A 19989-nucleotide genomic window follows, 5' to 3' on the forward strand; every position below is an offset into this window, starting at 1 on the left:
CGGCGGCGCGGGCATTGCGTCAAATGACGCGTGGGATACAGGAGAGACCGGGCCATGAGCGGCGATTACAACATGTCGATGCGCAAGTTCCTCAAGCAGGTGGGCGTTACCGGCCAGCAGGCAATCGAAGAGGGGTTGCGCAAGGCGGGCAGCCCCGAGGGCGGCAGCTTTCGCGCCCGTGTGGTGCTGACGATCGAGGGGCTGGATGTCAGCCACGAGGTCACCGGCCTGATCAAGGATGGTGACGCATGAGCCTGCGCGAGGCCGTTCTGGCCAATCTCAAGAAGATCACCGACCCGGTGTCCGGACAGGACATCGTAAGCGCCGGCATCGTGCGCGCGTTGAATGTCGAGGGCGACACCGTGCGCTTTGTCATCGAGATCGACCCCAAGCTGGCCGAGCGGATGGAGCCGGTGCGCGCCGCCGCCGAGAAGGCCGCCCAGATGGTCGAGGGTGTGGCCAAGGTCTCGGCCATGATGACGGCGCATTCCGACAAGGCGCCGCCCGATCTGAAGCCGCGCCCCAAGGCGGCACCGCAGGGGCCGCAGCCGGTCGCCGGTGTCGACCGCATCGTGGCGGTCGCCTCGGGCAAGGGTGGCGTGGGCAAGTCCACCGTCTCGGCCAACCTCGCCTGTGCGCTGGCCGCCGAGGGGCGGCGCGTGGGCCTCTTGGATGCCGATGTCTATGGCCCCTCGCAGCCGCGCATGTTGGGCGTGTCGGGCCGACCGGCCAGCCCGGATGGCAAGACCATCCTGCCGCTCCGCAATCATGGCGTGACCATGATGTCGATGGGACTGATGACCAACGAGGGTCAGGCGGTGGTCTGGCGCGGTCCGATGCTGATGGGCGCGCTGCAACAGATGATGAACCAGGTGCAATGGGGCGGGCTGGATGTGCTGATCGTCGACCTGCCGCCGGGCACAGGTGACGTGCAACTGACGCTGAGCCAGAAATTCGCGGTTGACGGCGCCATCGTGGTCTCGACCCCGCAGGACGTGGCGCTGATCGATGCCCGTAAGGGGATCGACATGTTCCGCCAGCTCAAGACCCCGATCCTGGGCATGATCGAGAACATGTCGACCCATATCTGTTCCAATTGCGGGCATGAGGAACATGTGTTCGGCCATGGCGGCGTTGCGGCCGAGGCCGAGAAACTGGGCGTGCCGCTTTTGGGTGAGATTCCGCTGCATCTGGATATCCGGGTCGCCGCCGATGGTGGTGCGCCGATCGTGGTCAGCAAGCCCGACAGCCCGCAGGCCGAGGCGTTCCGCAGGATCGCCCGCGACCTGATCGCCAAGGGCCAGGCATGACTGCGCCCACCTTTCCGCCGCTGATGCAGGGCGTCGCCGCCCAGGGGGGCGACGACCCGTTCGAGCGGGCGCAGGCCATGGCGGCGCTTGGCTGTGACGGCGGGACGGTGGTGCACAGTGTACAGGCCGACCGGCTGCGCGCGGCGCTGGTGCTGGCGCCCGAGGTGGCGCTGGCCGAGGCGATGGCGATGCTGCCGCTATGTGCGGTGGGGTTCCAGAACGCGCTGGGGGCGCTGGCCCCGCCCGAGGTGGCGGTTCATCTGGGCTGGGCGGGCGACATCCATGTCAATGGCGGTCGCTGCGGACGGCTTTGCGTGGCGGCCTCGACCCGCGACCCGCAGGCGCAGCCCGATTGGCTGGTGATCGGGCTCGATCTGGCGCTGCTGCCCACCTCGGACATGCCCGGCGCGCAGCCCGACGAGACCGCGCTGTACGAGGAAGGCTGCGCCGATGTCGCCGCCACCACCCTGTTGGAAAGCTGGGCCCGCCATGTGATGACCTGGATCCACCGGTGGGAGGACGAGGGCAACGCGCCGCTGCATGCCGAATGGCTGGGCCTGGCGCGCGGCGTCGGCGAAGAGATCACGCGCGCGGACTACACGGGAACCTTTCTGGGTGTCGACGAGCGGTTCGGCATGCTGATCCGTACCGATGCCGAAACCCGCCTGATCCCGCTGACCGATCTGTTGGAGGACCCCGCATGAACCTGGCCCGTGCCATTCATTTCGACGAAAGCGACCTGAGGGTCTTTCACAGCCCGGCGCGCACCGGCGAATGGTGCGTCTCGGGCGGGTTCGAGTTTTCGAACTGGTCCGAGGCCGATCTGGAGGGCAAGGCGCGGCAGGCCTTTGCCAATGGCTGGTTGGGGCTGGAGACCTTCGGGCGGGTGACCTTTGTGGCGGTGACCCGGATCGAGGAGGGTGAGGTCGCGGCGCTGGCCGAGAACCTGGCGCGCCATTTCGTCAGCCATTACGGCGCCCCCTCGATCGAGGCGGCGCTAGAGGTGGCGCGGGGCGAGATCGCGCAGATGGCCGATCTGTGCGAGGATCACGATCCCAATACGCTGCTGACGGTGGCGCGGGACCTGTCCGAGGCCGGTGTGCGCGAGGCCTATCGCACCATCCAGCCTCAAGAGGCCGAGCTGGACCTGCTGGCGGTGCATGTCACGCCCGACGAATAGAGCGCAGCGCCCTTTGTTGTCAAAAGGAGCGCCTGCGGCGCACGCCTTTGGTGCCGCGCCTTGCGGCGCGGGATGCGAGGCGCTGCCTCGCGCTCCGGGATATTTGGGGCAAGAGGAAAGGGGCGGCGGGGAGTGATTTTCAGAGCAGGTCGGTGAAGCCGCCATATTGACCGCGCTTGAACATCAGACCCTTGCCGGGGCGTTGGGTGGCACGCAGCACCTGGCCGACCAGGATCAGGTGGTCGCCCGCCGGGTGGCGGGCCTGGATCTCGCAATCGAACCGGGCCAATGCGCCAACCAGTGTCGGCACCCCGTTCAGGCCCGGCTCCCAGTCGACGCCATCGAAGTTGAGACCGTCCTGCGCAAAGCGCTTTGCGATAGCGTGCTGACCTTCGGCCATCACATGGATCGCATAGTGGCGGGTATTGGCGAAAGTTCTGAAACGGGCCGAGTCATTGGCCAGGCTCCAAAGCACCAGCGCCGGTTCCAGCGAGACCGAGGCAAAGGAATTGGCGGTGATCCCGGCGGGCCCCCGCGCGGATTGCGCGGTGATCACGGTCACACCGGTCCCGTAACAGCCCAGCGCGTCGCGAAAGGCGCGGGCGCTGTCGGGGCCGGGGGTGAATGTGGTCTCGGTCATCTCAGCCTCGGGTCGGGATCGCGCCCCCACGTGCCATGGCGGGGCGGGATTGTCCATGCCGGGGATCGCATGACTTTCGGCGGTCGAGAGATCGGGTTTGCGGTTCATTCCCGCAGCCAAACACCAAAATATGCGTTTTTGATGTTTGAATTGTGCCACATGAAGGTCGGGTCGCGACCGGCTCAGTTCAGATCCTCAAGCAATCGCCCGTGTTTGCGGGTTTCGCCAATCACCGCGCCAAAGGTTTCAAGCCCGCGCGCCCGCAGCATCGGCAGCATCCGGCACAGCACCTCGGCGGTGGCCTGGGCATCGCCCAGCGCGGTGTGACGCAGCGGTGCGGGGATGGTGACGCCCAGCCGGTCGCAGAGCGCGTCGAGAGTGTGGGTCTCGCTGGCGCCGAACAGCACCGCCGAAAGCAGCACCGTGTCGAGAATCGGGTGATCCCACTCCAACCCGCAACGTTTACCGTGACGACGCAGAAACGCCATGTCGAAAGGCGCGTTATGGGCAACGATCACCGCGTCGCGGGCAAAGTGGTGGAACTGCCGCGCAGCGGTCACGATATCGGGCGCATCGGCCACCATCGCGTCGGACACGCCATGCACCTTGGTCGAGGCGGGCGGGATCGGGCGACCGGGGTTGACCAGCTGGTCGATGCGCTCTCCCGGCACGATGCGGCCCTTGACCACGCGGACTGCGCCGATCTGCACGATCTCGTCCTTGTGCGGAAGGAGCCCGGTGGTCTCGGTGTCGAAGACGGCAAAGACAAGGCTGTCGAGACCGCGCGCCTCCAGCGCCGCCTCGGCGGGCTGGCTGAGAAGGTCGAAATCATAGACCAGCGGCCGCGCCGCTTCGGGGGCGATGCGGCTGCTGGCCTCGTCAAGGATCAGCATGTAACCCGGCGCGTCCCCCAAGGGCTTCATCCGCGCCTGATAGCTTTGCGCGCCGTCGGTGCCGGTCAGGGTACAGTTTTGTTCCAGCCCGGACTTGACCAGCCGCGCATAGGCACGCTCCAGCCCGCTGCGCTGGAAATAGTCGAACAGCGAGGCGTTGAGCCGGGGATGGGCGATTTGCGCCAGCACGCCCGCCGCCTGACCGTCGTAAAGCACGATTTGATGGGCAGGGTTGGCGAGCAGCATGGCCACCGGGATCTCGGTCAACAGCGCGGTCAGCCGGGCTGTCTCGGCGGCCAGATGCGCGGTCTCTGACGCGACGGCTGCGGCGGTATCCATGGCGTTGCTGCTGAGTTGGCCCGCCAGCCCGGCGGCGGCAGGCGCCAGATCGCCCAGGTAGCGTGCCGCGTGCAGGTCCAGCTCGCCCGCCACACCCGCATGAGCGCGGGCGCGCATGCTGGCCGACAGGCGCTCGATCGGCTTGGCGACATTCTCGTCGAACAGCAGCCAGACCCCCGCCACCAGCGCCAGAATGCCAAAGCCGGCTGCCAGTGCCGCCAGCATAAAGGCGTCGAGCAATTCGGGGCTGCCGGCGCGGGAATAGGCCAGCCAAAGCGCGCCCAGCACCACCGCCAGCCCGCCCGCCGCCAGCAGGCAGAAAAAGAGAAAGATGCGCAGGCGCAGGCTCAATCCGGTCAGCATCTCACACCTCGCAGGCGGCCTGGATGATCGGATCGCCCTGCGGCGGGCGGCGCCAGTCGGCGCCAGCGACACTGCCATCGGCGGCAAACTCGGCGCCATCGGCCAGGCTGGCGCGGCGCTGGCCGTCGCAGTCGATCAGCACCGGCACGCGGTTCACCGCGGCCCAGCGACCAAAGAAATAGAGATCGATCAGGCGCTGACCGGGCTGGCCCGGATGGGTCTTGATGCTGGTGGCATCCAGCGCGGCGAAACGGTCGACAAACGGCACCAGATAAGTCCAGGGGCGGTAGAGGGCGCGACTTTCCACCGTTTCGACGACCACCATGCCCTCGGGCAGGGCGGCACGGGTGCGCCCGTACCAGCCATATTCGCTGGCGATGGTCACGCCGATCATGCCACAGCCAGCGGCCACCGGTGCCAGCCAGCGCGGCAGGCGCCCGCCCAACAGCCGGTTCAGCGCCATGACCACGCCAGCCATGGCCAGACCTGCCACCAGCGTTCCGATCAGTTCCAGAAACATCGCCTTTCTCCTCCAGCCTTCCAGGCCGCCAACCGTTCGGCAGGGGCAAGATTTTTCGTCGAAAAATCTCTGCCCCGCGCGCCGGTCAGCTCAGCATGCCTTTGCCATGGCCCACGGCCGATTGCATCGTCTTTACCACCACAAAAGCGTCGCGCAGATGACTTCGCTCAAAGTCCGACAGAGATGTGGGGGCCAGATAGTTGTCCGGCGCCTCGCCGCGCCGCACCAGCGCGGCCTGATGCTCCAGCCGGGTTTCGGCGATCAGGTCATAGGCGTCTTTGAGGTCGCGCGCGCCGGACGGGCTGAGCACGCCCGCCGCCTCGGCGGCCTCGAGCCGGGCGCGGGTGCCGACCTCGGTCAACTCGCCTTGCAGCGCATAGATGCGGCCCAAGTCGACCACCGGCACCACGCCATTGTGTTTCAGGTCGAGCGTGTTGCGATGCTCGCCCGAGCGGATGGTGGCGAAACCGCGCAACAGGCCGAGCGGCGGCGTGTGTTTCAGCGAGTTCGAGATCATATGCGCGACAAAGATCGAATTGGCCCGCGCCGCCCGCAGGGTTTCGGCCTGAAGATCGGTGAACAGCGCCTGATACCCGCCAATCGGGCGCAGGTCGAACATCACGCTGGCCAGCATCTGCGCCTCGGGGTTCGGCTTGGCGATCCAACCGCGGAAATAGTCGCGCCAGACCCGCACCGGCTGGCACCAGCGCGGGTTGGTGGCCATCATGTCGCCCGGGCAATAGACATAGCCGCAGGTGTTGAGCCCGTCGCAGACGAACTGCGCCAGTTCCCGGAAATAGGGCATCTGGGCCTCGGTCACCGCGTCGTCCAGCATCAGGCAATTGTCCTGATCGGACACGCCGGTCTGTTCCTGGCGGCCCTGGCTGCCGCAGGCAAGCCAGAGATAGGGCACCGGCGGCGGTCCCAGCTTGTCCTCGGCCAGTGCCAGCAGGCGGCGGGTCGCGGTGTCGGCGATATCGGTGATCAGGCGGGTGACCACCTCGTGCCGGTTGCCGCCAGCCACCAGCTGCACCAGCAGGCGCGGGATCTCGGCGGTGACCTCGGCCATCTCACCGGCGCTTGTGGCACGGGCGAGGCGGCTGACCAGTTCGGCGGAACTGACCGCCTGGAACCGGGTCAGGTCGGTCTGGGTGACCATGCCCACCAGCCGCCCGGCCTCGACAATCGGGATATGGCCGATATGGCGCTCCATCATCGCGTGCAGCACGTCCGATCCGATGGCCGAGGGGGCGAGGGTCAGAGGGGCAGGGGTCATCACCTGGGCCACGGGTGTGTCGGGGCTGCGCGCCTCGGCCACCACCTTGCCCGAGAGATCGCGCTGGGTGAGGATGCCGACCAGTGCGTCACCTTCGCAGACGCAGAGCGAGGAGATGCCGCGCGCGCGCATCTCCTGTGCCGCCGCCTGCACCGTGGCGCCGGGCGCGCAGGTGGCCGGATCGCGGGCCATCAGGGTTTCGACCCGGCTGGTCGCAAGGCTCTGCACCTGCGGGCGCGGTGCGCGGGCACGGTTGAAGAACTTTGCCACCACCGGATGGGCGGCCATCAGGTCCGAGAACAGATCGGGCGGCAGCACCAGCAGCACCGAATGGGCATCGGCCCGGGCCGAGGTGACGGCGTGCCCGTCTCGCAACAGGCCACGTTCGCCAAAAGAATTGCGCAGGCCAAGATGCGAGACCACCGCGCCGTTCTCGTCGCGGATCTCGATCTGGCCCTCGTAGACGATGAACAGGCCCGGGAGCTTCTCGCCCAGATCATAGACGGCGAAATCGCGCTCGACCTCCCAGGCGTCCAGCCGGGTGGCGATCCGCTCCAGTTCTTCCAGCGGCAGCGCATCATAGGGGTGCACCGATTTCAGGAAACGGGTGATCTGGTCAGGGGTAAGGGGCATGGCTCAACACCGGGTCTTGAATGAAAAAGTCCCGCCGGGACAGGGCCAGGCGGGACATGGTCAGTAAGGGCGGCCCACAATCGGGAGGGAGTGCGGGCCGCCCTGCATCTCAGTGGTCCTGAGCTGCGCCTGCGCCTCGGGGGATGCGCACGCTTTCGACCAGGTCCTTGATTTCCTGCGGAGTTTCCTTGGTCATGCCGGCGACCAGATAGGCGACGCCGAAGTTGACCGCCGCACCGATGGCGCCGAACGAGGTCGACTTGACCGTGCCCAGAAGCGGGTCGGCATCGGTGAAGGAGTTGGTGCCGGGGATGAAGAACCAGCCCTTGTGCAGGAAGATGTAGAGGAGGGTCACGATCAGACCGGCCAGCATGCCGGCCACCGCGCCGCTGTTGTTGATCTTCTTCGAGAAGATCCCCATCATCAGCGCCGGGAAGATCGAGGCCGCTGCGAGACCAAAGGCCAGCGCCACGGTCTGTGCGGCAAAGCCCGGCGGGTTCAGACCCAGATAGGTCGCCACCCCGATGGCCACGGCCATCGCGATCCGCGCCGACAACAGCTCTCCCTTTTCCGAGATGCCCGGATTGATCGAGCCCTTGATCAGGTCATGGCTGACCGCCGAGGAGATCGCCAGCAGCAGACCGGCGGCGGTGGACAGCGCGGCGGCCAGACCACCGGCAGCGACCAGACCGATCACCCAACCGGGCAGGTTGGCAATCTCGGGGTTGGCCAGAACCAGGATGTCGCGGTTGAAGTTGGTCAGCTCGTTGCCGGCCCAGCCCTTTTCCGCTGCCTTGGCCTGCATGGCCTCGGACTTGTCGTTGTAGTACTGGATCTTGCCGTCGCCGTTCTTGTCTTCCCAGCCCAACAGACCGGTTTTCTGCCAGTTGGCCATCCAGTCATAGCGCGGGTCGGTTTCGATCTGCTCGATCGAGACGGCCTCGCCATTGGTGCCGTTGGGCCAGAACATGTCGGTGATGTTCAGGCGGGCCATGGCGCCCACGGCGGGGGCGGTCAGGTACAGCAGCGCGATGAACACCAGCGCCCAGCCCGCCGACCAGCGTGCGTCCGACACCTTGGGAACGGTGAAGAAGCGCATGATGACGTGGGGCAGACCGGCGGTGCCGATCATCAGCGACAGGGTGAACAGCACCATGTTGAACGTGTCGCCGTTATGGGTGGTGTATTCGGCGAAACCCAGCTCTTTCAGGATCGCGTCCAGCTTGGCCAGCAGCGGCTCGCCGCTTGCGGCATGGTCGCCGAACAGGCCCAGGCCCGGGATCGGGTTGCCGGTCAGTTGCAGCGAGATGAACACGGCCGGGATGGTATAGGCCATGATCAGCACGACATATTGGGCAACCTGGGTATAGGTCACGCCCTTCATGCCGCCGAACACCGCATAGGCGAACACCACGCAGGCGCCGATCAACAGGCCGGCGGTGTTGGACACTTCGAGGAAGCGGCCGAAGGCCACGCCCACACCTGTCATCTGGCCGATCACATAGGTCACCGATGCGACGATCAGGCAGATCACGGCCACAAGGCGCGCGGTCGAGCTGTAGAAACGGTCGCCGATGAACTCGGACACGGTGAACTTGCCGAACTTGCGCAGATAGGGCGCCAGAAGCAGGGCGAGCAGCACGTAACCGCCGGTCCAGCCCATCAGGAAGGTCGAGTTGTCATAGCCCACAAAGGCGATGAGACCGGCCATCGAGATGAACGAGGCCGCCGACATCCAGTCGGCCGCGGTGGCCATGCCGTTCATGACCGGGTGCACGCCGCGCCCGGCGGCGTAGAATTCCGACGTGGAACCCGCGCGGGCCCAGATCGCGATGCCGATATAGAGCGCAAACGAGGCGCCCACGAACAGCAGGTTGATGGTAAACTGATCCATGGCTGATTACTCCTCGTCCACGCCGAATTCGGCGTCGAGCTTGTTCATGCGCCAGGCGTAGAAAAAGATCAGCGCCAGGAACACCAGGATCGAGCCTTGCTGGGCAAACCAGAAGCCCAGATCGGTACCGCCCACGGCGATGCCGCTGAGCATGGGGCGCAGCACGATGCCGAACCCGAAAGACACCAGCGCCCAGATGACGAGGCTGATGAGAATGATCCGCACATTGGCCTGCCAATAGCCCTTTTGGGCATCGCTGACCTGTGCGGAGGTGGTGGTATGGTCCGCCATGTCGCGGGTCCTCCTTGCTTCCTCCTGAGGCGCCCGGCTGCGGCCCGGACGGTCTCACTCCTGAATCCCGCCGGTTGGCGGCGGGCATGACTCCTCCGGTCCGCCAGGGCGGTCCTTCGGAACTGTCTTGCGGGGGGTGGGGGCGGCGCGTGCCGCGCCCCGGTCTTTCCCGCCTAGGCCATCGCCCCCTTGACGATGGTGGCGAGGCCCTGAGCGATCTCTTCGATCCCGCCCATGGCGTCGATCCGTTGCAGCACGCCGTGCCCGTCGTAATAGGCGATCAGCGGCGCGGTCTGTGCGTGATAGGCCTCGAGCCGGCTGGCGACGGTCGCGGCATTGTCATCGGCGCGCCGCTTCATATCGGTGCCGCCGCACTTGTCGCATTTGCCCGCCTCGGCCGGCTGCTTGAACGTGTCGTGATACCCCTCGCCGCAGCCGCCACAGGTGTAGCGGCCCGAGATGCGGGTGACCATCTCGGCATCCTCGACCTCGAGGCTGATGGCGGCGTTGATACGCTGGCCGCTCTCGGACAGCAGCGTGTCCAGCGCCTCGGCCTGCACGGTGGTGCGGGGAAAGCCGTCGAGGATCACGCCCTTGGCGCAATCGGGCTCGGCCAGCCGGTCGCGCAGGATGGCAATGACGATCTCGTCGCTGACCAGGTCGCCCGCCTCCATCACCGCCTTGGCCTGCTTGCCGGCGGGGGTGCCGGCGGCCACGGCGGCGCGCAGCAGGTCGCCGGTCGACAGTTGCACCAGCCCGAACTTGTCTTCCAGCATGCGGGCCTGGGTGCCCTTCCCGGCGCCTGGAGGGCCGAGAAGGATCAGAACGGCGGGGGTGGTCAGAGTGGCAGCGTCCATGGTCATCCCCTTATTTGCCGGCGCGATTGGCGATCAGGTCGTCGACCACCGAGGGATCGGCCAGCGTCGAGGTATCGCCCAGCGAGCCAAAGTCGTTCTCGGCGATCTTGCGCAGGATGCGGCGCATGATCTTGCCCGAGCGGGTCTTCGGCAGGCCCGGCGCCCACTGGATCACGTCCGGGCTGGCAATCGGGCCGATCTCGGTGCGCACCCAGGTGCGCAGCTCCTTCATCAGCTCGTCCGACGGCTCGCGGTCGTTCATCAGGGTGACATAGCAATAGATGCCCTGGCCCTTGATCTCGTGCGGATAGCCGACCACGGCGGCCTCGGCCACGGCGGCATGCGCCACCAGCGCGCTTTCCACCTCGGCGGTGCCCATGCGGTGGCCCGAGACGTTGATCACGTCATCGACGCGGCCGGTGATCCAATAGTCGCCGTCGGCATCGCGGCGGCAGCCGTCGCCGGTGAAGTAGTAACCCTTGTAATCGGCGAAATAGGTCTTCTGGAAACGCTCGTGATCGCCCCAGACGGTGCGCATCTGGCCCGGCCAGCTGTCCTTGATGCAGAGCACGCCCTCGACGCCATTGCCGCTGATCTCGACGCCCGATTGCGGGTCGAGCACCACCGGCTGCACGCCAAAGAAGGGCTTCATCGCGGCCCCCGGCTTGGTCGCATGGGCGCCCGGCAGCGGCGTCATCAGGTGGCCGCCGGTTTCGGTTTGCCACCAGGTGTCGACGATCGGGCATTTGCCCTTGCCCACCACGTCATTGTACCAGTTCCAGGCCTCGGGGTTGATCGGCTCGCCCACGGTGCCCAACAGGCGCAGGTCGCTCAGGTCGTGCTTTTCCACAAAGCTGGTGCCCTGACCCATCAGCGCGCGGATGGCGGTGGGGGCGGTGTAGAATTGGTTGACCTTGTGCTTGGCGCAGACCTCCCAGAAGCGGCCCGCGTCGGGATAGGTCGGCACGCCCTCGAACATCAGCGTGGTGGCGCCATTGGCCAGCGGGCCATAGACGATATAGCTGTGGCCGGTGACCCAGCCCACATCGGCGGTGCACCAGTAGATGTCGCCGTCATGGTAGTCGAAGGTGATCTCATGCGTCATCGCCGCATAGACCAGGTAGCCGCCGGTGGTATGCACCACGCCCTTGGGCTGGCCGGTCGAGCCGGAGGTGTAGAGGATGAAGAGCGGATCCTCGGCACCCATCTCGGCAGGCGCGCAGTAATCCGATGCCTCGAGCGCCATCTCGTTATAGTCAAAGTCGCGGTCGGCGATCCAGGTGGTCTGGCCACCGGTGCGCTTGACCACCAGGCATTTGACGCTGTCCTTGCAATGCAGCAGGGCCGCGTCGGCATTGGATTTCAGCGGCGTCTTGCGGCCACCGCGCGGCGCTTCGTCGGCGGTGATCACCACCTTGGCGTCGCAGCCGTTGATGCGGGCTGCCAGCGCGTCGGGCGAGAAACCGGCAAAGACGATGGAATGAATGGCGCCGATGCGGGCGCAGGCCAACATGGCATAGGCGGCCTCGGGGATCATCGGCAGATAGATCACCACGCGGTCGCCCTTGCGCACGCCCAGGCTCTCGAGGATGTTGGCCATCCGGCAGACCGAGCCGTGCAGCTCCTTGTAGGTGATGTGCTTGGCGGGTTCCGTGGGCGAGTCCGGCTCCCAGATGATCGCGGTCTGGTCGCCACGGGTCGCCAGGTGGCGGTCGATACAGTTGGCCGCGACGTTCAGCGTGCCGTCGGCATACCAGTTGATCGAAACCTCGCCGAAATTGTAGTTGACGTCCTTGACCTGGGTAAAGGGCTTGATCCAGTCGACCCGCTTGCCTTGCTCGGCCCAGAACCCTTCGGGATCGGCCATCGAGGCGGCATACATCCGGTCATAGGTTTCCGCGTTCACATGCGCGCGCGCCACGGTGTCGGCGGACGGTGCATAGAGCTTGGTCTCGGTCTGAGCTGCTGGTGACATGGATGAGGCTCCTCCCTCTCACTGATTTCATTGCGACCGTTTTCACCCATCCCCATGGGTGTTGTCGATCTGCGTTCCAACCCTGCGCAAATCATAGCGAAAACTGAAAAGAAGAAAATAAATACCTGTAAAACAAGGGATTGACTGTAAATTTGTTGATGATTTCAGGGGTGATTTGTAAATTACGTGAACTCGAACTGGGAAATACCGATGAAAATCAATCTCTATTCCTGTCAAGGATTTTTCCCCGACCGGGAGGCGGTCGTGGCCCATCCGGGTTTCCCGGAAGGCGCGAAAGCCGCATTTCGGGTGTGACATAATGTTTCGGTGCCGGTCTCGTCCGGGCAATCATGCTGCGCAGCGGCATGGCCGACTCGCCAGGTTGCGGGCTTGGCATGCTGCCATGTTGGCGCTAGCTTGACCGCAAGCGGTCCGGACGGAAGGACCGCGGCATAGGGAGAGACTTCATGAACAAGATGTTGAGCGGCGCGGTTGCGGCCGCCCTGACCGTGTCTTTTGCCGTCGAGGCAGGTGCTACCGAATGGAACGTGTCGGTCTGGGGCAAGCGCCGCGCCTTTACCGAGCATGTCGAGAAGCTGGCAGAACTGGTCAGCGAGAAGACGGGTGGGTCGTTCACCCTGAATGTCAGCTATGGCGGCCTGTCCAAGCCCCGCGAGAACCTGGACGGGATCTCGATCGGCGCGTTCGAGATGGCGCAGTTCTGTGCCGGCTATCATGCCGACAAGAACCGGGCGATCACGGTGCTGGAACTGCCGTTCCTGGGCGTGAATACGCTGGCCGAAGAGGTTGCCGTGTCGAACGCGGTCTATGCCCATCCCGCGGCGCAAAAGGAAATGGCGCAGTGGAACGCCAAGCTGCTGATGACCTCACCGATGCCGCAATACAACCTGGTGGGCACCGGTTCGCCGCGTGACGAGCTGGCCGAGTTCGAGGGCATGCGGGTGCGCGCGACGGGCGGTCTGGGCGCGGCATTCGCGGCGGTGGGCGGGGTGCCGACCTCGGTGCCTGCGACCGAGGCCTATAACGCGATGGAATCGGGCGTTGTGGATACCGTGGCCTTTGCCCAGCACGCGCATCTGAGCTTTGGCACCATCAACAAGGCCGACTGGTGGACCGCCAACCTGAACCCGGGCACCGTGAACTGCCCCGTGGTGGTGAATATCGACGCCTACGAGGCGCTGAGCGATGACGAGCGCGCGGCGCTCGACAGCTCGATCGACGAGGCCATCGACCACTATCTGACCAACTACGGCACTCTGCTGAAGAAATGGGATGACGTGCTGGCCGAAAAGGGCGTTGAAAAGGTGATGATCTCGGACGAGGTGCTGGAAGAGTTCCGCGCCAAGGTTGCCGGACCGATCAGCGCCAAATGGGTCGAGGACATGACCGCGCAGGGCCTGCCGGGGCAGGAACTGCTGGATCTGGTCCATGCGACGCTGAAATCGGCACGCGGCAGCTGAGGCCGCAACGGGGGCCGGGCGCATATGTGCCCGGTCCGCTCTTTTCAGAATACCGGACGTAAGGGGGCTTTGCCATGGCAGGGCATGCATCAGTATTGGAGGACGGCAGCGCGCTGAGCCGTCTGGACCGGGCGCTCTTGCGGCTGGAGCGGGTCCTGGCGCTGATCAGCGGGCTGGCGGTGTTTGCGCTGATGCTGCTGGCGGTGGTTTCGGTCGGCGGGCGCAACACGATGAACGCGCCCTTGCCGGGCTATGTCGACTGGATCGAACAGGCGATGCCGCTGATCGCCTTCATGGGCATCGCCTTTGTCCAGCGCGAGGGCGGCCATATCCGGATGGACCTGTTCATCGGGCGGCTTCAGGGCCGGGCGCTGTGGCTGTTCGAGCTGATCTCGGTGCTGCTGATCCTGGGCTTGATGATACTTCTGGTCTGGGGCAGCTGGGCGCATTTCCTGCGCGCCTTCGACATGAACGCGCCGCTCTGGAGCCGCGACAGCTCTATCGATATCGGCATTCCGCTCTGGCCCGCCAAATTGCTGGCGCCGGTGGCGTTTTCGGTTCTGTGCCTGCGGTTGGTTTTGCAGGTCTGGGGGTATGGCCGGGCCTTTCTGCTGGGGCTTGATGCGCCGGTAGCGGTGCCGCTGATCCAGGATGTGGCCGCCCAGGCGGCGGCCGAGGCCGAGCAACTGGCGGGGCATGACAATGGATAGTATCGAGATCGGCCTCTGGGTCACCGGCGGGCTGCTGGTTCTGGTTCTGGTCGGCATGCGCGTGGCCTTTGCCGCCGCGCTGGCGGGGCTGGTGGGGCTCATCTGGATCTTCTGGTCGAAGAAGGGCTATGACCCCGAGGATTTCGGCTGGGCGCTGACGGTGGCGGTCAAGACGGCGGGGCAGGTGCCCCATTCCAAGGTGGCCAGCCAGGCGCTGAGCCTGATCCCGACCTTCATCCTGATCGGTTACCTCGCCTATTATGCGGGGCTGACGCGGGCGCTGTTCGAGGCGGCCAAGCGCTGGATGGCCTGGGTGCCGGGCGGGCTGGCGGTATCGACCGTGTTCGCCACCGCGGGCTTTGCGGCGGTGTCCGGGGCGTCGGTCGCGACCTCTGCCGTGTTCGCCCGCATCGCCATCCCCGAGATGCTGGCAATCGGCTATAACAAGCGTTTTGCGGCGGGCGTGGTGGCGGCGGCGGGGACATTGGCCTCGCTGATCCCGCCCTCGGCGATCCTGGTGATCTATGCCATCATCGTCGAGCAGGACGTGGGCAAGCTGTTGCTGGCGGGCTTCGTGCCTGGTGCGTTCAGCGCGGTGATCTATGTGGCGCTGATCGTGGGCATCGCGGTGGTGTTCAAATCGGTGGGCCCGCCGGTGACCGGCTTTACCTGGCGCCAGCGGTTCGCGTCGCTTCCGGGCGCGCTGCCCATCGTGTTCGTCGTCGTGATCATCATCTTCTTTGTCTACAACCCCTTTGGCGGCGATGCCTGGGGCACGCCCACCGAGGGCGGCGCGTTGGGGGCCTTTGTGGTGTTCTGCATGGCCGTGCTGCGCGGCATGAAATGGGCCGAGTTCAAGAGCGCGCTGTTGGAGACCGCCAAGCTCACGGTGATGATCTTTACCATCATCTGGGGGGTGCTGATCTATGTGCGCTTCCTGGGCTTTGCCGATCTGCCGGGGGCGTTTTCCGACTGGATCACCTCGCTTGCGATGTCGCCGATGCTGATCCTGATCTGTATCCTGTTGGCCTATGCGGTGCTGGGCATGTTCATGGACGCGATCGGCATGCTGCTCTTGACCCTGCCGGTGGTCTATCCGGCGGTGATGGCGCTGAACGGGGGCGAGGCGGTCAGCGCGGCGGACAGCGCCTTTGGCATGTCGGGTCCGATGTGCGCGATCTGGTTCGGTATCCTGGTGGTGAAAATGGCCGAGTTCTGCCTGATCACCCCGCCCATCGGCCTCAACTGTTTCGTGGTGGCCGGTGTGCGCCCGGACCTGAGCGTGCAGGACGTGTTCCGCGGTGTCATGCCGTTCTTTGTCGCCGATGCCGTGACCATCGGCCTGCTGGTCGCCTTTCCCCAGATCGTTCTCTGGCTGCCGACATTGGCCGGGTAGAGCGTCGTTGACCCCTGCCCAATGCCACGATACGGCAACGGGCAGGGCAGGGGGACAGACCGGATGCAGATCGAGACCGTCATCTATGTGCTGCTTGGCGGTCTGGCGGGCGGTTTCGTCAACGGGCTTGCGGGCATGGGCACCTCGCTTTTTGCGCTGGGGTTCTTTCTGGTGGTGCTCGACCCGGTTTCGGCGGTGGCGCTGACCGCGCTTCTGGCGGTTCTGGCGGGGGTGCAGGGCCTCTGGATCTCGCGTTCGGTGCTTTGGGAGGATCCGCGTCGTTGGCTGCGCTTCACCCTGCCGGGTATTCTGGGCGTTCCGCTTGGGCTGATGCTGCTCGACTGGGTCGATCCGGCGGTGCTGCGCCGGATCATCGCGGCGGGGCTGGTCCTATACGGTGGTTACTTCGGCCTGCGCCGGTCCTTGCCCCGGCTAGAGGGACAGTATCGCTGGGTCGACCGTGCCCTGGGGTTCGTCGGCGGCATTCTGGGTGGCTTTGCCTCGCTGTCGGGCGTGCTGCCGACCATCTGGCTGTCGATGCGGGCCTGGCCCCGGGCCGAGACACGCGCGGTGCTGCAAAGCTACAACTTTTCGATCCTGCTCATCACCGTTGCCGGGCTGGCCCTGCGCGGCGCCTACGAGGCGCAGGTCTGGACCGCTTTCGCCGTGGTGCTGCCGGCCGGCGTATTGGCGGCGCAGGCTGGGATCTTCGCCTTCCGTCGCATCACCGACGCGCAGTTCCAGCGCCTCCTGGTGCTGCTCTGCCTCTGCCTGGGGCTGGGAATGCTGATGCGCGAGGTGCTGGCAGGGTGAGCGGCGCTCGCACAGGCAACCGTGAACGCTGTCGCCTTGACAGACCCGACGCGCGCGGCTCTGGTCGGGCGCGCGCCTGTCCGGGGTCAGGCGGAGAGGCGTCATGACCACGCTCGACCTGATGCTCTTTGCCAGCGCGGTGCTGTTGCTGGCGGGGACGATCAAGGGCTTCATCGGCTTGGGCCTGCCCACCGTGTCGCTGGCGCTGCTGACGCTTGGCACCGATCCGCGCATGGCGATCACGCTGATCCTGATGCCGATGCTGCTCAGCAATCTCTGGCAGATGGCGCGGGGCGGGCCGTTAGGCATATTGCTGCACCGGTATGGCCGGTTCGCGCTGGTGCTGGGCCTGTCGGTGGGGCTGACCGCCTGGTTCAGTCGCGCGGCGGGCGACCGGCTGCTGATGGGGGCGCTGGGGGCGATCCTGCTGCTTTACGCACTGCTCGACAGCCTGCGCCGGGTGCCGCCGCTGCCCGAACGCCACGTTGGTTTGATCGAGGTGATCTGGGCTGCACTCACAGGCGTGATCGGCGGATTGACCGCGGGTTGGGGCGGGCCGATGGCGATGTATCTCAGCGCCCGCCGCGCGCCGAGGGACGAGTTCGTGCAGGCCAGCGGTCTGCTCATCGCCGCTGGCAGTCTGCCGCTGATGCTCTCCTATCTCGCAGCCGGACACGCCGATTCACGCGGGCTGGGTCTCTCCGCTGTGCTACTGGCGCCCACCTTCGCGGGCTTTGCCTTGGGCGAGCGCCTGCGCCACCGTGCCGACCCGGCCCTGTTCCGCCGCGCTCTAATCCTGCTCTTCGTGGTGCTGGGCGCAAACCTGATCTGGCGCGCGCTCGGCAGCTAGCCCCTCAAAGCGGGAGCCACTCGAGCCGATCAGTGCGCGCGTGCATTAACCTGGTGACACAGTTGGTGTCCAGATCCACGATCCGATAGGAGGGCGGCCCGAAGTTGTCGGGGCACCGGTCTTGGCCAGGGTCCTGAACCGGTGAAACGCGGCGCAAATGTGCCGGCCAGCAGGCTCTCTCGAAGCCAGACTGATCGACGCTCGTAAGCGATGAGAACAATACGAGATACCGGATGGAGCTTCATCCTGAGTTCCCAATTATGACCGGACGGATGAACGTCACTTTGCCGCCAGCGGTTTAGCCCAATCCTCCGATGCTGTGCCGGGTAATCGACGCGCCATGCAACAGGTCGGACTCCTTGAGGTCGGGCAAAGACTGATTTCCGGCCGAAGCGCGGATGCGGCGTGGGCTGGCAATCTCGCCCGAGAGGTGGCGTCTCATTGCCAACTTGACGGTTAGCCAGAGCCTACGGCTAGGCGCCGCCATGCGGCCCGAGGGGCAGGCCGAGCGGATCTCGCGCATTGGTTTGAAACCTTCCCGATCCTGGGGGCGCGGTGCGACCAGCAGGCGGGCACTCCGTCGGGCGGTGAACGCAGATGCTTGCGATTAGCCGCGCGCTGATGTCTGAGCCGCGCATCCTGCTGCTCGTCGCGCCCCGGCCGACCACGGTGACCTCTCTCTTTCGTAGACTGGCCTGTCGGTCTGGGCGCGATCCGGGCCTGCTCGCTGCAGCTTTTCGAAGGCGCTGACCACGACTGTAGTGATCGTTGCATGATGCAGTCCTTACACCGCACCGTGCTGCGGCTGGCTATACGGACGTCGCTGAATTTCGAGATGGTGCGGCTGAGCGGTATCCGCGAAACCAGGCCTTTGCCATGGCGCTCACGATTTCCGGGCCGTCAGCGGGGATCGTCTGTGTCTTCACCATGACGCGGCGTGGACCGGTCGATCCGCATCTGGGGCGTGGTCCGGCGCTCAGACCCTTGTGCCTGCGTTTAGACTGCCTTGGCAGCCTGCCCGGAGCGGTTTTGGTCGGGTTTCTTCCGGGCGCTCTCTCGTTCGACAAGGTGTGAACCCGGTAACGGGCCCCGACCTGATGCAGTGGGCGCGTGACGCGGTGTGGAGCATGACCGACCTGGATTCCGCTGCCACTGGAGGGTAAGCGCACAGAAAGCGTATATGCTCCGTTCGGTCTGAGGCGGCCTGAACATCAGCGAGATCGTGGAGATGCCGAACTGTACCATCAGTCTCTGCTTTCCCAAGACCGCGCCGGTGTAAGGGCCTCGCTGGGTTGGCCCGGATTTCCCACGGATTTGTCATTATACTTTTCCGGCGGACCGAGTTCGGACATCGAGCGAAGTCGGTCGGCTCCGTCAGGCAAACGGCGCGAAGGAGGATGCGCCTAGAAACGTTGCCCGACATAGATGTAGAGCAGGTCCTCGCCTACGCTGTTGCGGCTGAGATCGACTGAGAAATCCAGCGGGAACTTTCGCGATAGGCGGTAGCGCGCGCCGACCCCCCAGGCCGAGCGCACGGTGTCGAGAGAGAAATCCGCAAAGCGTCGCCCGGTGGTGCCGACCCCGCCAAAGGCCACGACGCCCAGCCTGTTTCCCAGGCGCTGGCGCAACTCGACCTGAAGCGAGGCCGAGCGCTGGTCAAGAAATTCGGTGACGGAATAGCCCCGGAACCCGTCCGTGCCGCCCAGCGAGCAGAGATCGAAAAAGGGCGTGTCGGAACTGGCCCCGCAGACCGAGGCGGCGGCGGCAAGCACCGCCCCTTTCCAGGGCTTGTGATAGACCGCAAGGTTCAGATAGGCGCGGGAATAGTCGCCCGTCACTCCTTCGAGCGTGAGACCGCGCGTGGCTTCGAAATCGATCAGCGCGCCCTGGGTCGGATAGATGGTGTCGTCGCGTGTATCGAGGCTGGCGACGAGGCCGGGACTGACGATGCGCATCGAGGTGAACCGGTTGAACGGCGGCGGCAGCGGTGGGAGGCCGGTGCGGGCAAGGTCGATCGTGGTGTCGAGATAGCGCAGCGACAGGCCCGCCGAAAACTGTGGGGTGAACCCGTAGGACAGGCTCACCCGGGCCAGTTCCCCTTTTTGGTGGATCGGAAGCAGGCCGATCCCTGTATGCAGGTCATAGTTCAGGTTGGCGCGGGCATAGAGGCTTTCGATCTGCCAGCGATTGTTGTCAAAGGCGAAATTGCCCGCAAGCCCCACGCCCTCGCTGCCATTGTCCGATCTCAGCGCCCCGATGCCGATCATCGAGGGTTTGGAGGCCGGGTCCAGCGTAAAGAGATATCCCGCCCCCAGCACCAGCCCCGATCCAATGGTCGGGTTGGAAAAAGGGATCGGCGCCACCACAAACGAGCCCCGACGAAATCCGGGCAGCTCTTCCTTCTCGACCGAGGTGAAGCGGCCGACTTCGGTTTCCAGCGTGGACTTACCCGCCTGGGCGGCCGCTTGCGGCGCCGACCAGAGACACAGCAACAGCCCGGCGACAAGCGCGCAAAGCGGGTGCCAAAGCCCCACTTTGCCGCGCCTGTCGTCGGGCCGTTTCATGGGC

20 protein-coding genes are annotated in these 19989 nt (G+C 65.6%); 10 read left to right on the plus strand and 10 right to left on the minus strand.

Annotation, left to right across the window (positions count from 1 at the left end):
* Window positions 1-54: 54 nt before the first annotated feature.
* The 4 genes from MB818_RS01380 to MB818_RS01395 are packed head-to-tail and all read left to right on the plus strand — an operon-like array spanning window position 55 to window position 2490.
* Window positions 55-252: a DUF6494 family protein gene (locus MB818_RS01380; RefSeq protein WP_234136550.1), complete on the plus strand. Its 198-nt coding sequence runs from the start codon at window positions 55-57 to the stop codon at window positions 250-252.
* Complete coding sequence (locus MB818_RS01385) at window positions 249-1310, plus strand: Mrp/NBP35 family ATP-binding protein (protein ID WP_234136551.1); 1062 nt, start codon at window positions 249-251, stop codon at window positions 1308-1310. Before MB818_RS01380 ends, MB818_RS01385 begins: the two co-directional genes overlap by 4 nt.
* Window positions 1307-2014: a biotin/lipoate--protein ligase family protein gene (locus tag MB818_RS01390; protein WP_238903625.1), complete on the plus strand. Its 708-nt coding sequence runs from the start codon at window positions 1307-1309 to the stop codon at window positions 2012-2014. Before MB818_RS01385 ends, MB818_RS01390 begins: the two co-directional genes overlap by 4 nt.
* Window positions 2011-2490, plus strand: a complete 480-nt coding sequence (locus tag MB818_RS01395; protein WP_238903627.1) for a DUF6505 family protein — start codon at window positions 2011-2013, stop codon at window positions 2488-2490. The genes MB818_RS01390 and MB818_RS01395 overlap by 4 nt, the downstream gene beginning before the upstream one ends.
* A 139-nt stretch (window positions 2491-2629) precedes the next feature.
* Here MB818_RS01395 and MB818_RS01400 read toward each other — a convergent pair whose 3' ends face one another.
* The 8 genes from MB818_RS01400 to acs all read right to left on the minus strand — a co-directional run bounded on the left by MB818_RS01400 (window position 2630) and on the right by acs (window position 12171).
* Window positions 2630-3130, minus strand: a complete 501-nt coding sequence (locus tag MB818_RS01400; RefSeq protein ID WP_234137016.1) for a flavin reductase family protein — start codon at window positions 3128-3130, stop codon at window positions 2630-2632.
* A 182-nt stretch (window positions 3131-3312) separates the two neighbouring features.
* Window positions 3313-4725 (minus strand): 3'-5' exonuclease, encoded by a 1413-nt coding sequence (locus tag MB818_RS01405; RefSeq protein ID WP_238903629.1) that lies wholly within the window; start codon window positions 4723-4725, stop codon window positions 3313-3315.
* 1 nt (window position 4726) lies between these two features.
* Window positions 4727-5245, minus strand: coding sequence for a hypothetical protein (locus MB818_RS01410; protein WP_238903631.1), 519 nt, complete (start codon window positions 5243-5245; stop codon window positions 4727-4729).
* Window positions 5246-5330: 85 nt separating this feature from the next.
* On the minus strand, window positions 5331-7154 hold the full coding sequence (locus tag MB818_RS01415; RefSeq protein WP_238903633.1) for a DUF294 nucleotidyltransferase-like domain-containing protein: 1824 nt from the start codon (window positions 7152-7154) through the stop codon (window positions 5331-5333).
* Between the two features lie 109 nt (window positions 7155-7263).
* Window positions 7264-9048, minus strand: a complete 1785-nt coding sequence (locus MB818_RS01420) for a sodium:solute symporter family protein (RefSeq protein WP_234136557.1) — start codon at window positions 9046-9048, stop codon at window positions 7264-7266.
* Between the two features lie 6 nt (window positions 9049-9054).
* The gene (locus tag MB818_RS01425) at window positions 9055-9339 is read right to left on the minus strand and encodes a DUF4212 domain-containing protein (RefSeq protein WP_234136558.1); all 285 of its coding nucleotides are present in this window, start codon (window positions 9337-9339) and stop codon (window positions 9055-9057) included.
* A 173-nt stretch (window positions 9340-9512) separates the two neighbouring features.
* A complete protein-coding gene (locus tag MB818_RS01430; protein ID WP_234215827.1) occupies window positions 9513-10196 on the minus strand; it encodes an adenylate kinase in 684 nt (227 codons plus the stop codon).
* Between the two features lie 10 nt (window positions 10197-10206).
* Complete coding sequence (gene acs / locus MB818_RS01435; protein WP_234136560.1) at window positions 10207-12171, minus strand: acetate--CoA ligase; 1965 nt, start codon at window positions 12169-12171, stop codon at window positions 10207-10209.
* Window positions 12172-12638: 467 nt separating this feature from the next.
* On the opposite strand from acs, the gene dctP reads away from it, so the two are divergent.
* The 5 genes from dctP to MB818_RS01460 all read left to right on the plus strand — a co-directional run bounded on the left by dctP (window position 12639) and on the right by MB818_RS01460 (window position 17421).
* Window positions 12639-13652 (plus strand): TRAP transporter substrate-binding protein DctP, encoded by a 1014-nt coding sequence (gene dctP, locus MB818_RS01440; protein WP_234136561.1) that lies wholly within the window; start codon window positions 12639-12641, stop codon window positions 13650-13652.
* Between the two features lie 74 nt (window positions 13653-13726).
* Window positions 13727-14362, plus strand: a complete 636-nt coding sequence (locus tag MB818_RS01445; protein ID WP_234215826.1) for a TRAP transporter small permease subunit — start codon at window positions 13727-13729, stop codon at window positions 14360-14362.
* Window positions 14355-15758, plus strand: coding sequence for a TRAP transporter large permease (locus MB818_RS01450; RefSeq protein ID WP_234136563.1), 1404 nt, complete (start codon window positions 14355-14357; stop codon window positions 15756-15758). Before MB818_RS01445 ends, MB818_RS01450 begins: the two co-directional genes overlap by 8 nt.
* A gap of 63 nt (window positions 15759-15821) precedes the next feature.
* Window positions 15822-16571 (plus strand): sulfite exporter TauE/SafE family protein, encoded by a 750-nt coding sequence (locus tag MB818_RS01455; RefSeq protein ID WP_234145130.1) that lies wholly within the window; start codon window positions 15822-15824, stop codon window positions 16569-16571.
* Between the two features lie 103 nt (window positions 16572-16674).
* The gene (locus MB818_RS01460) at window positions 16675-17421 is read left to right on the plus strand and encodes a sulfite exporter TauE/SafE family protein (protein WP_238903635.1); all 747 of its coding nucleotides are present in this window, start codon (window positions 16675-16677) and stop codon (window positions 17419-17421) included.
* A gap of 298 nt (window positions 17422-17719) precedes the next feature.
* Here the strand turns inward: MB818_RS01460 and MB818_RS01465 are convergent, their stop codons facing one another.
* Window positions 17720-17863: a hypothetical protein gene (locus MB818_RS01465; RefSeq protein ID WP_234136566.1), complete on the minus strand. Its 144-nt coding sequence runs from the start codon at window positions 17861-17863 to the stop codon at window positions 17720-17722.
* 434 nt (window positions 17864-18297) lie between these two features.
* Between MB818_RS01465 and MB818_RS01470 the strand changes: the two genes are divergently transcribed.
* A complete protein-coding gene (locus MB818_RS01470; RefSeq protein ID WP_234136567.1) occupies window positions 18298-18495 on the plus strand; it encodes a hypothetical protein in 198 nt (65 codons plus the stop codon).
* A gap of 329 nt (window positions 18496-18824) precedes the next feature.
* Here the strand turns inward: MB818_RS01470 and MB818_RS01475 are convergent, their stop codons facing one another.
* Window positions 18825-19985 (minus strand): BamA/TamA family outer membrane protein, encoded by a 1161-nt coding sequence (locus MB818_RS01475; protein WP_238903636.1) that lies wholly within the window; start codon window positions 19983-19985, stop codon window positions 18825-18827.
* Window positions 19986-19989 lie beyond the last annotated feature (4 nt).

Origin of the sequence: Ruegeria alba, assembly GCF_022321465.1 — a bacterium.
Taxonomy (GTDB): Bacteria; Pseudomonadota; Alphaproteobacteria; order Rhodobacterales; family Rhodobacteraceae; genus Ruegeria_B; species Ruegeria_B alba.

What these genes read in the sequence shown, in the direction of transcription:
- MB818_RS01455 (WP_234145130.1), top strand. Translation starts at nt 15,822, where the DNA reads ATGCAGATCGAGACCGTCATCTATGTGCTGCTTGGCGGTCTGGCGGGC.
- MB818_RS01390 (WP_238903625.1), top strand. Translation starts at nt 1,307, where the DNA reads ATGACTGCGCCCACCTTTCCGCCGCTGATGCAGGGCGTCGCCGCCCAG.
- MB818_RS01470 (WP_234136567.1), top strand. Translation starts at nt 18,298, where the DNA reads ATGGCGCTCACGATTTCCGGGCCGTCAGCGGGGATCGTCTGTGTCTTC.
- MB818_RS01415 (WP_238903633.1), bottom strand. Translation starts at nt 7,154, where the DNA reads ATGCCCCTTACCCCTGACCAGATCACCCGTTTCCTGAAATCGGTGCAC.
- acs (WP_234136560.1), bottom strand. Translation starts at nt 12,171, where the DNA reads ATGTCACCAGCAGCTCAGACCGAGACCAAGCTCTATGCACCGTCCGCC.
- MB818_RS01450 (WP_234136563.1), top strand. Translation starts at nt 14,355, where the DNA reads ATGGATAGTATCGAGATCGGCCTCTGGGTCACCGGCGGGCTGCTGGTT.
- MB818_RS01400 (WP_234137016.1), bottom strand. Translation starts at nt 3,130, where the DNA reads ATGACCGAGACCACATTCACCCCCGGCCCCGACAGCGCCCGCGCCTTT.
- MB818_RS01385 (WP_234136551.1), top strand. Translation starts at nt 249, where the DNA reads ATGAGCCTGCGCGAGGCCGTTCTGGCCAATCTCAAGAAGATCACCGAC.
- MB818_RS01460 (WP_238903635.1), top strand. Translation starts at nt 16,675, where the DNA reads ATGACCACGCTCGACCTGATGCTCTTTGCCAGCGCGGTGCTGTTGCTG.
- MB818_RS01395 (WP_238903627.1), top strand. Translation starts at nt 2,011, where the DNA reads ATGAACCTGGCCCGTGCCATTCATTTCGACGAAAGCGACCTGAGGGTC.
- MB818_RS01425 (WP_234136558.1), bottom strand. Translation starts at nt 9,339, where the DNA reads ATGGCGGACCATACCACCACCTCCGCACAGGTCAGCGATGCCCAAAAG.
- MB818_RS01430 (WP_234215827.1), bottom strand. Translation starts at nt 10,196, where the DNA reads ATGGACGCTGCCACTCTGACCACCCCCGCCGTTCTGATCCTTCTCGGC.
- MB818_RS01420 (WP_234136557.1), bottom strand. Translation starts at nt 9,048, where the DNA reads ATGGATCAGTTTACCATCAACCTGCTGTTCGTGGGCGCCTCGTTTGCG.
- MB818_RS01465 (WP_234136566.1), bottom strand. Translation starts at nt 17,863, where the DNA reads ATGAGACGCCACCTCTCGGGCGAGATTGCCAGCCCACGCCGCATCCGC.
- MB818_RS01405 (WP_238903629.1), bottom strand. Translation starts at nt 4,725, where the DNA reads ATGCTGACCGGATTGAGCCTGCGCCTGCGCATCTTTCTCTTTTTCTGC.
- MB818_RS01445 (WP_234215826.1), top strand. Translation starts at nt 13,727, where the DNA reads ATGGCAGGGCATGCATCAGTATTGGAGGACGGCAGCGCGCTGAGCCGT.
- MB818_RS01410 (WP_238903631.1), bottom strand. Translation starts at nt 5,245, where the DNA reads ATGTTTCTGGAACTGATCGGAACGCTGGTGGCAGGTCTGGCCATGGCT.
- MB818_RS01475 (WP_238903636.1), bottom strand. Translation starts at nt 19,985, where the DNA reads ATGAAACGGCCCGACGACAGGCGCGGCAAAGTGGGGCTTTGGCACCCG.
- MB818_RS01380 (WP_234136550.1), top strand. Translation starts at nt 55, where the DNA reads ATGAGCGGCGATTACAACATGTCGATGCGCAAGTTCCTCAAGCAGGTG.
- dctP (WP_234136561.1), top strand. Translation starts at nt 12,639, where the DNA reads ATGAACAAGATGTTGAGCGGCGCGGTTGCGGCCGCCCTGACCGTGTCT.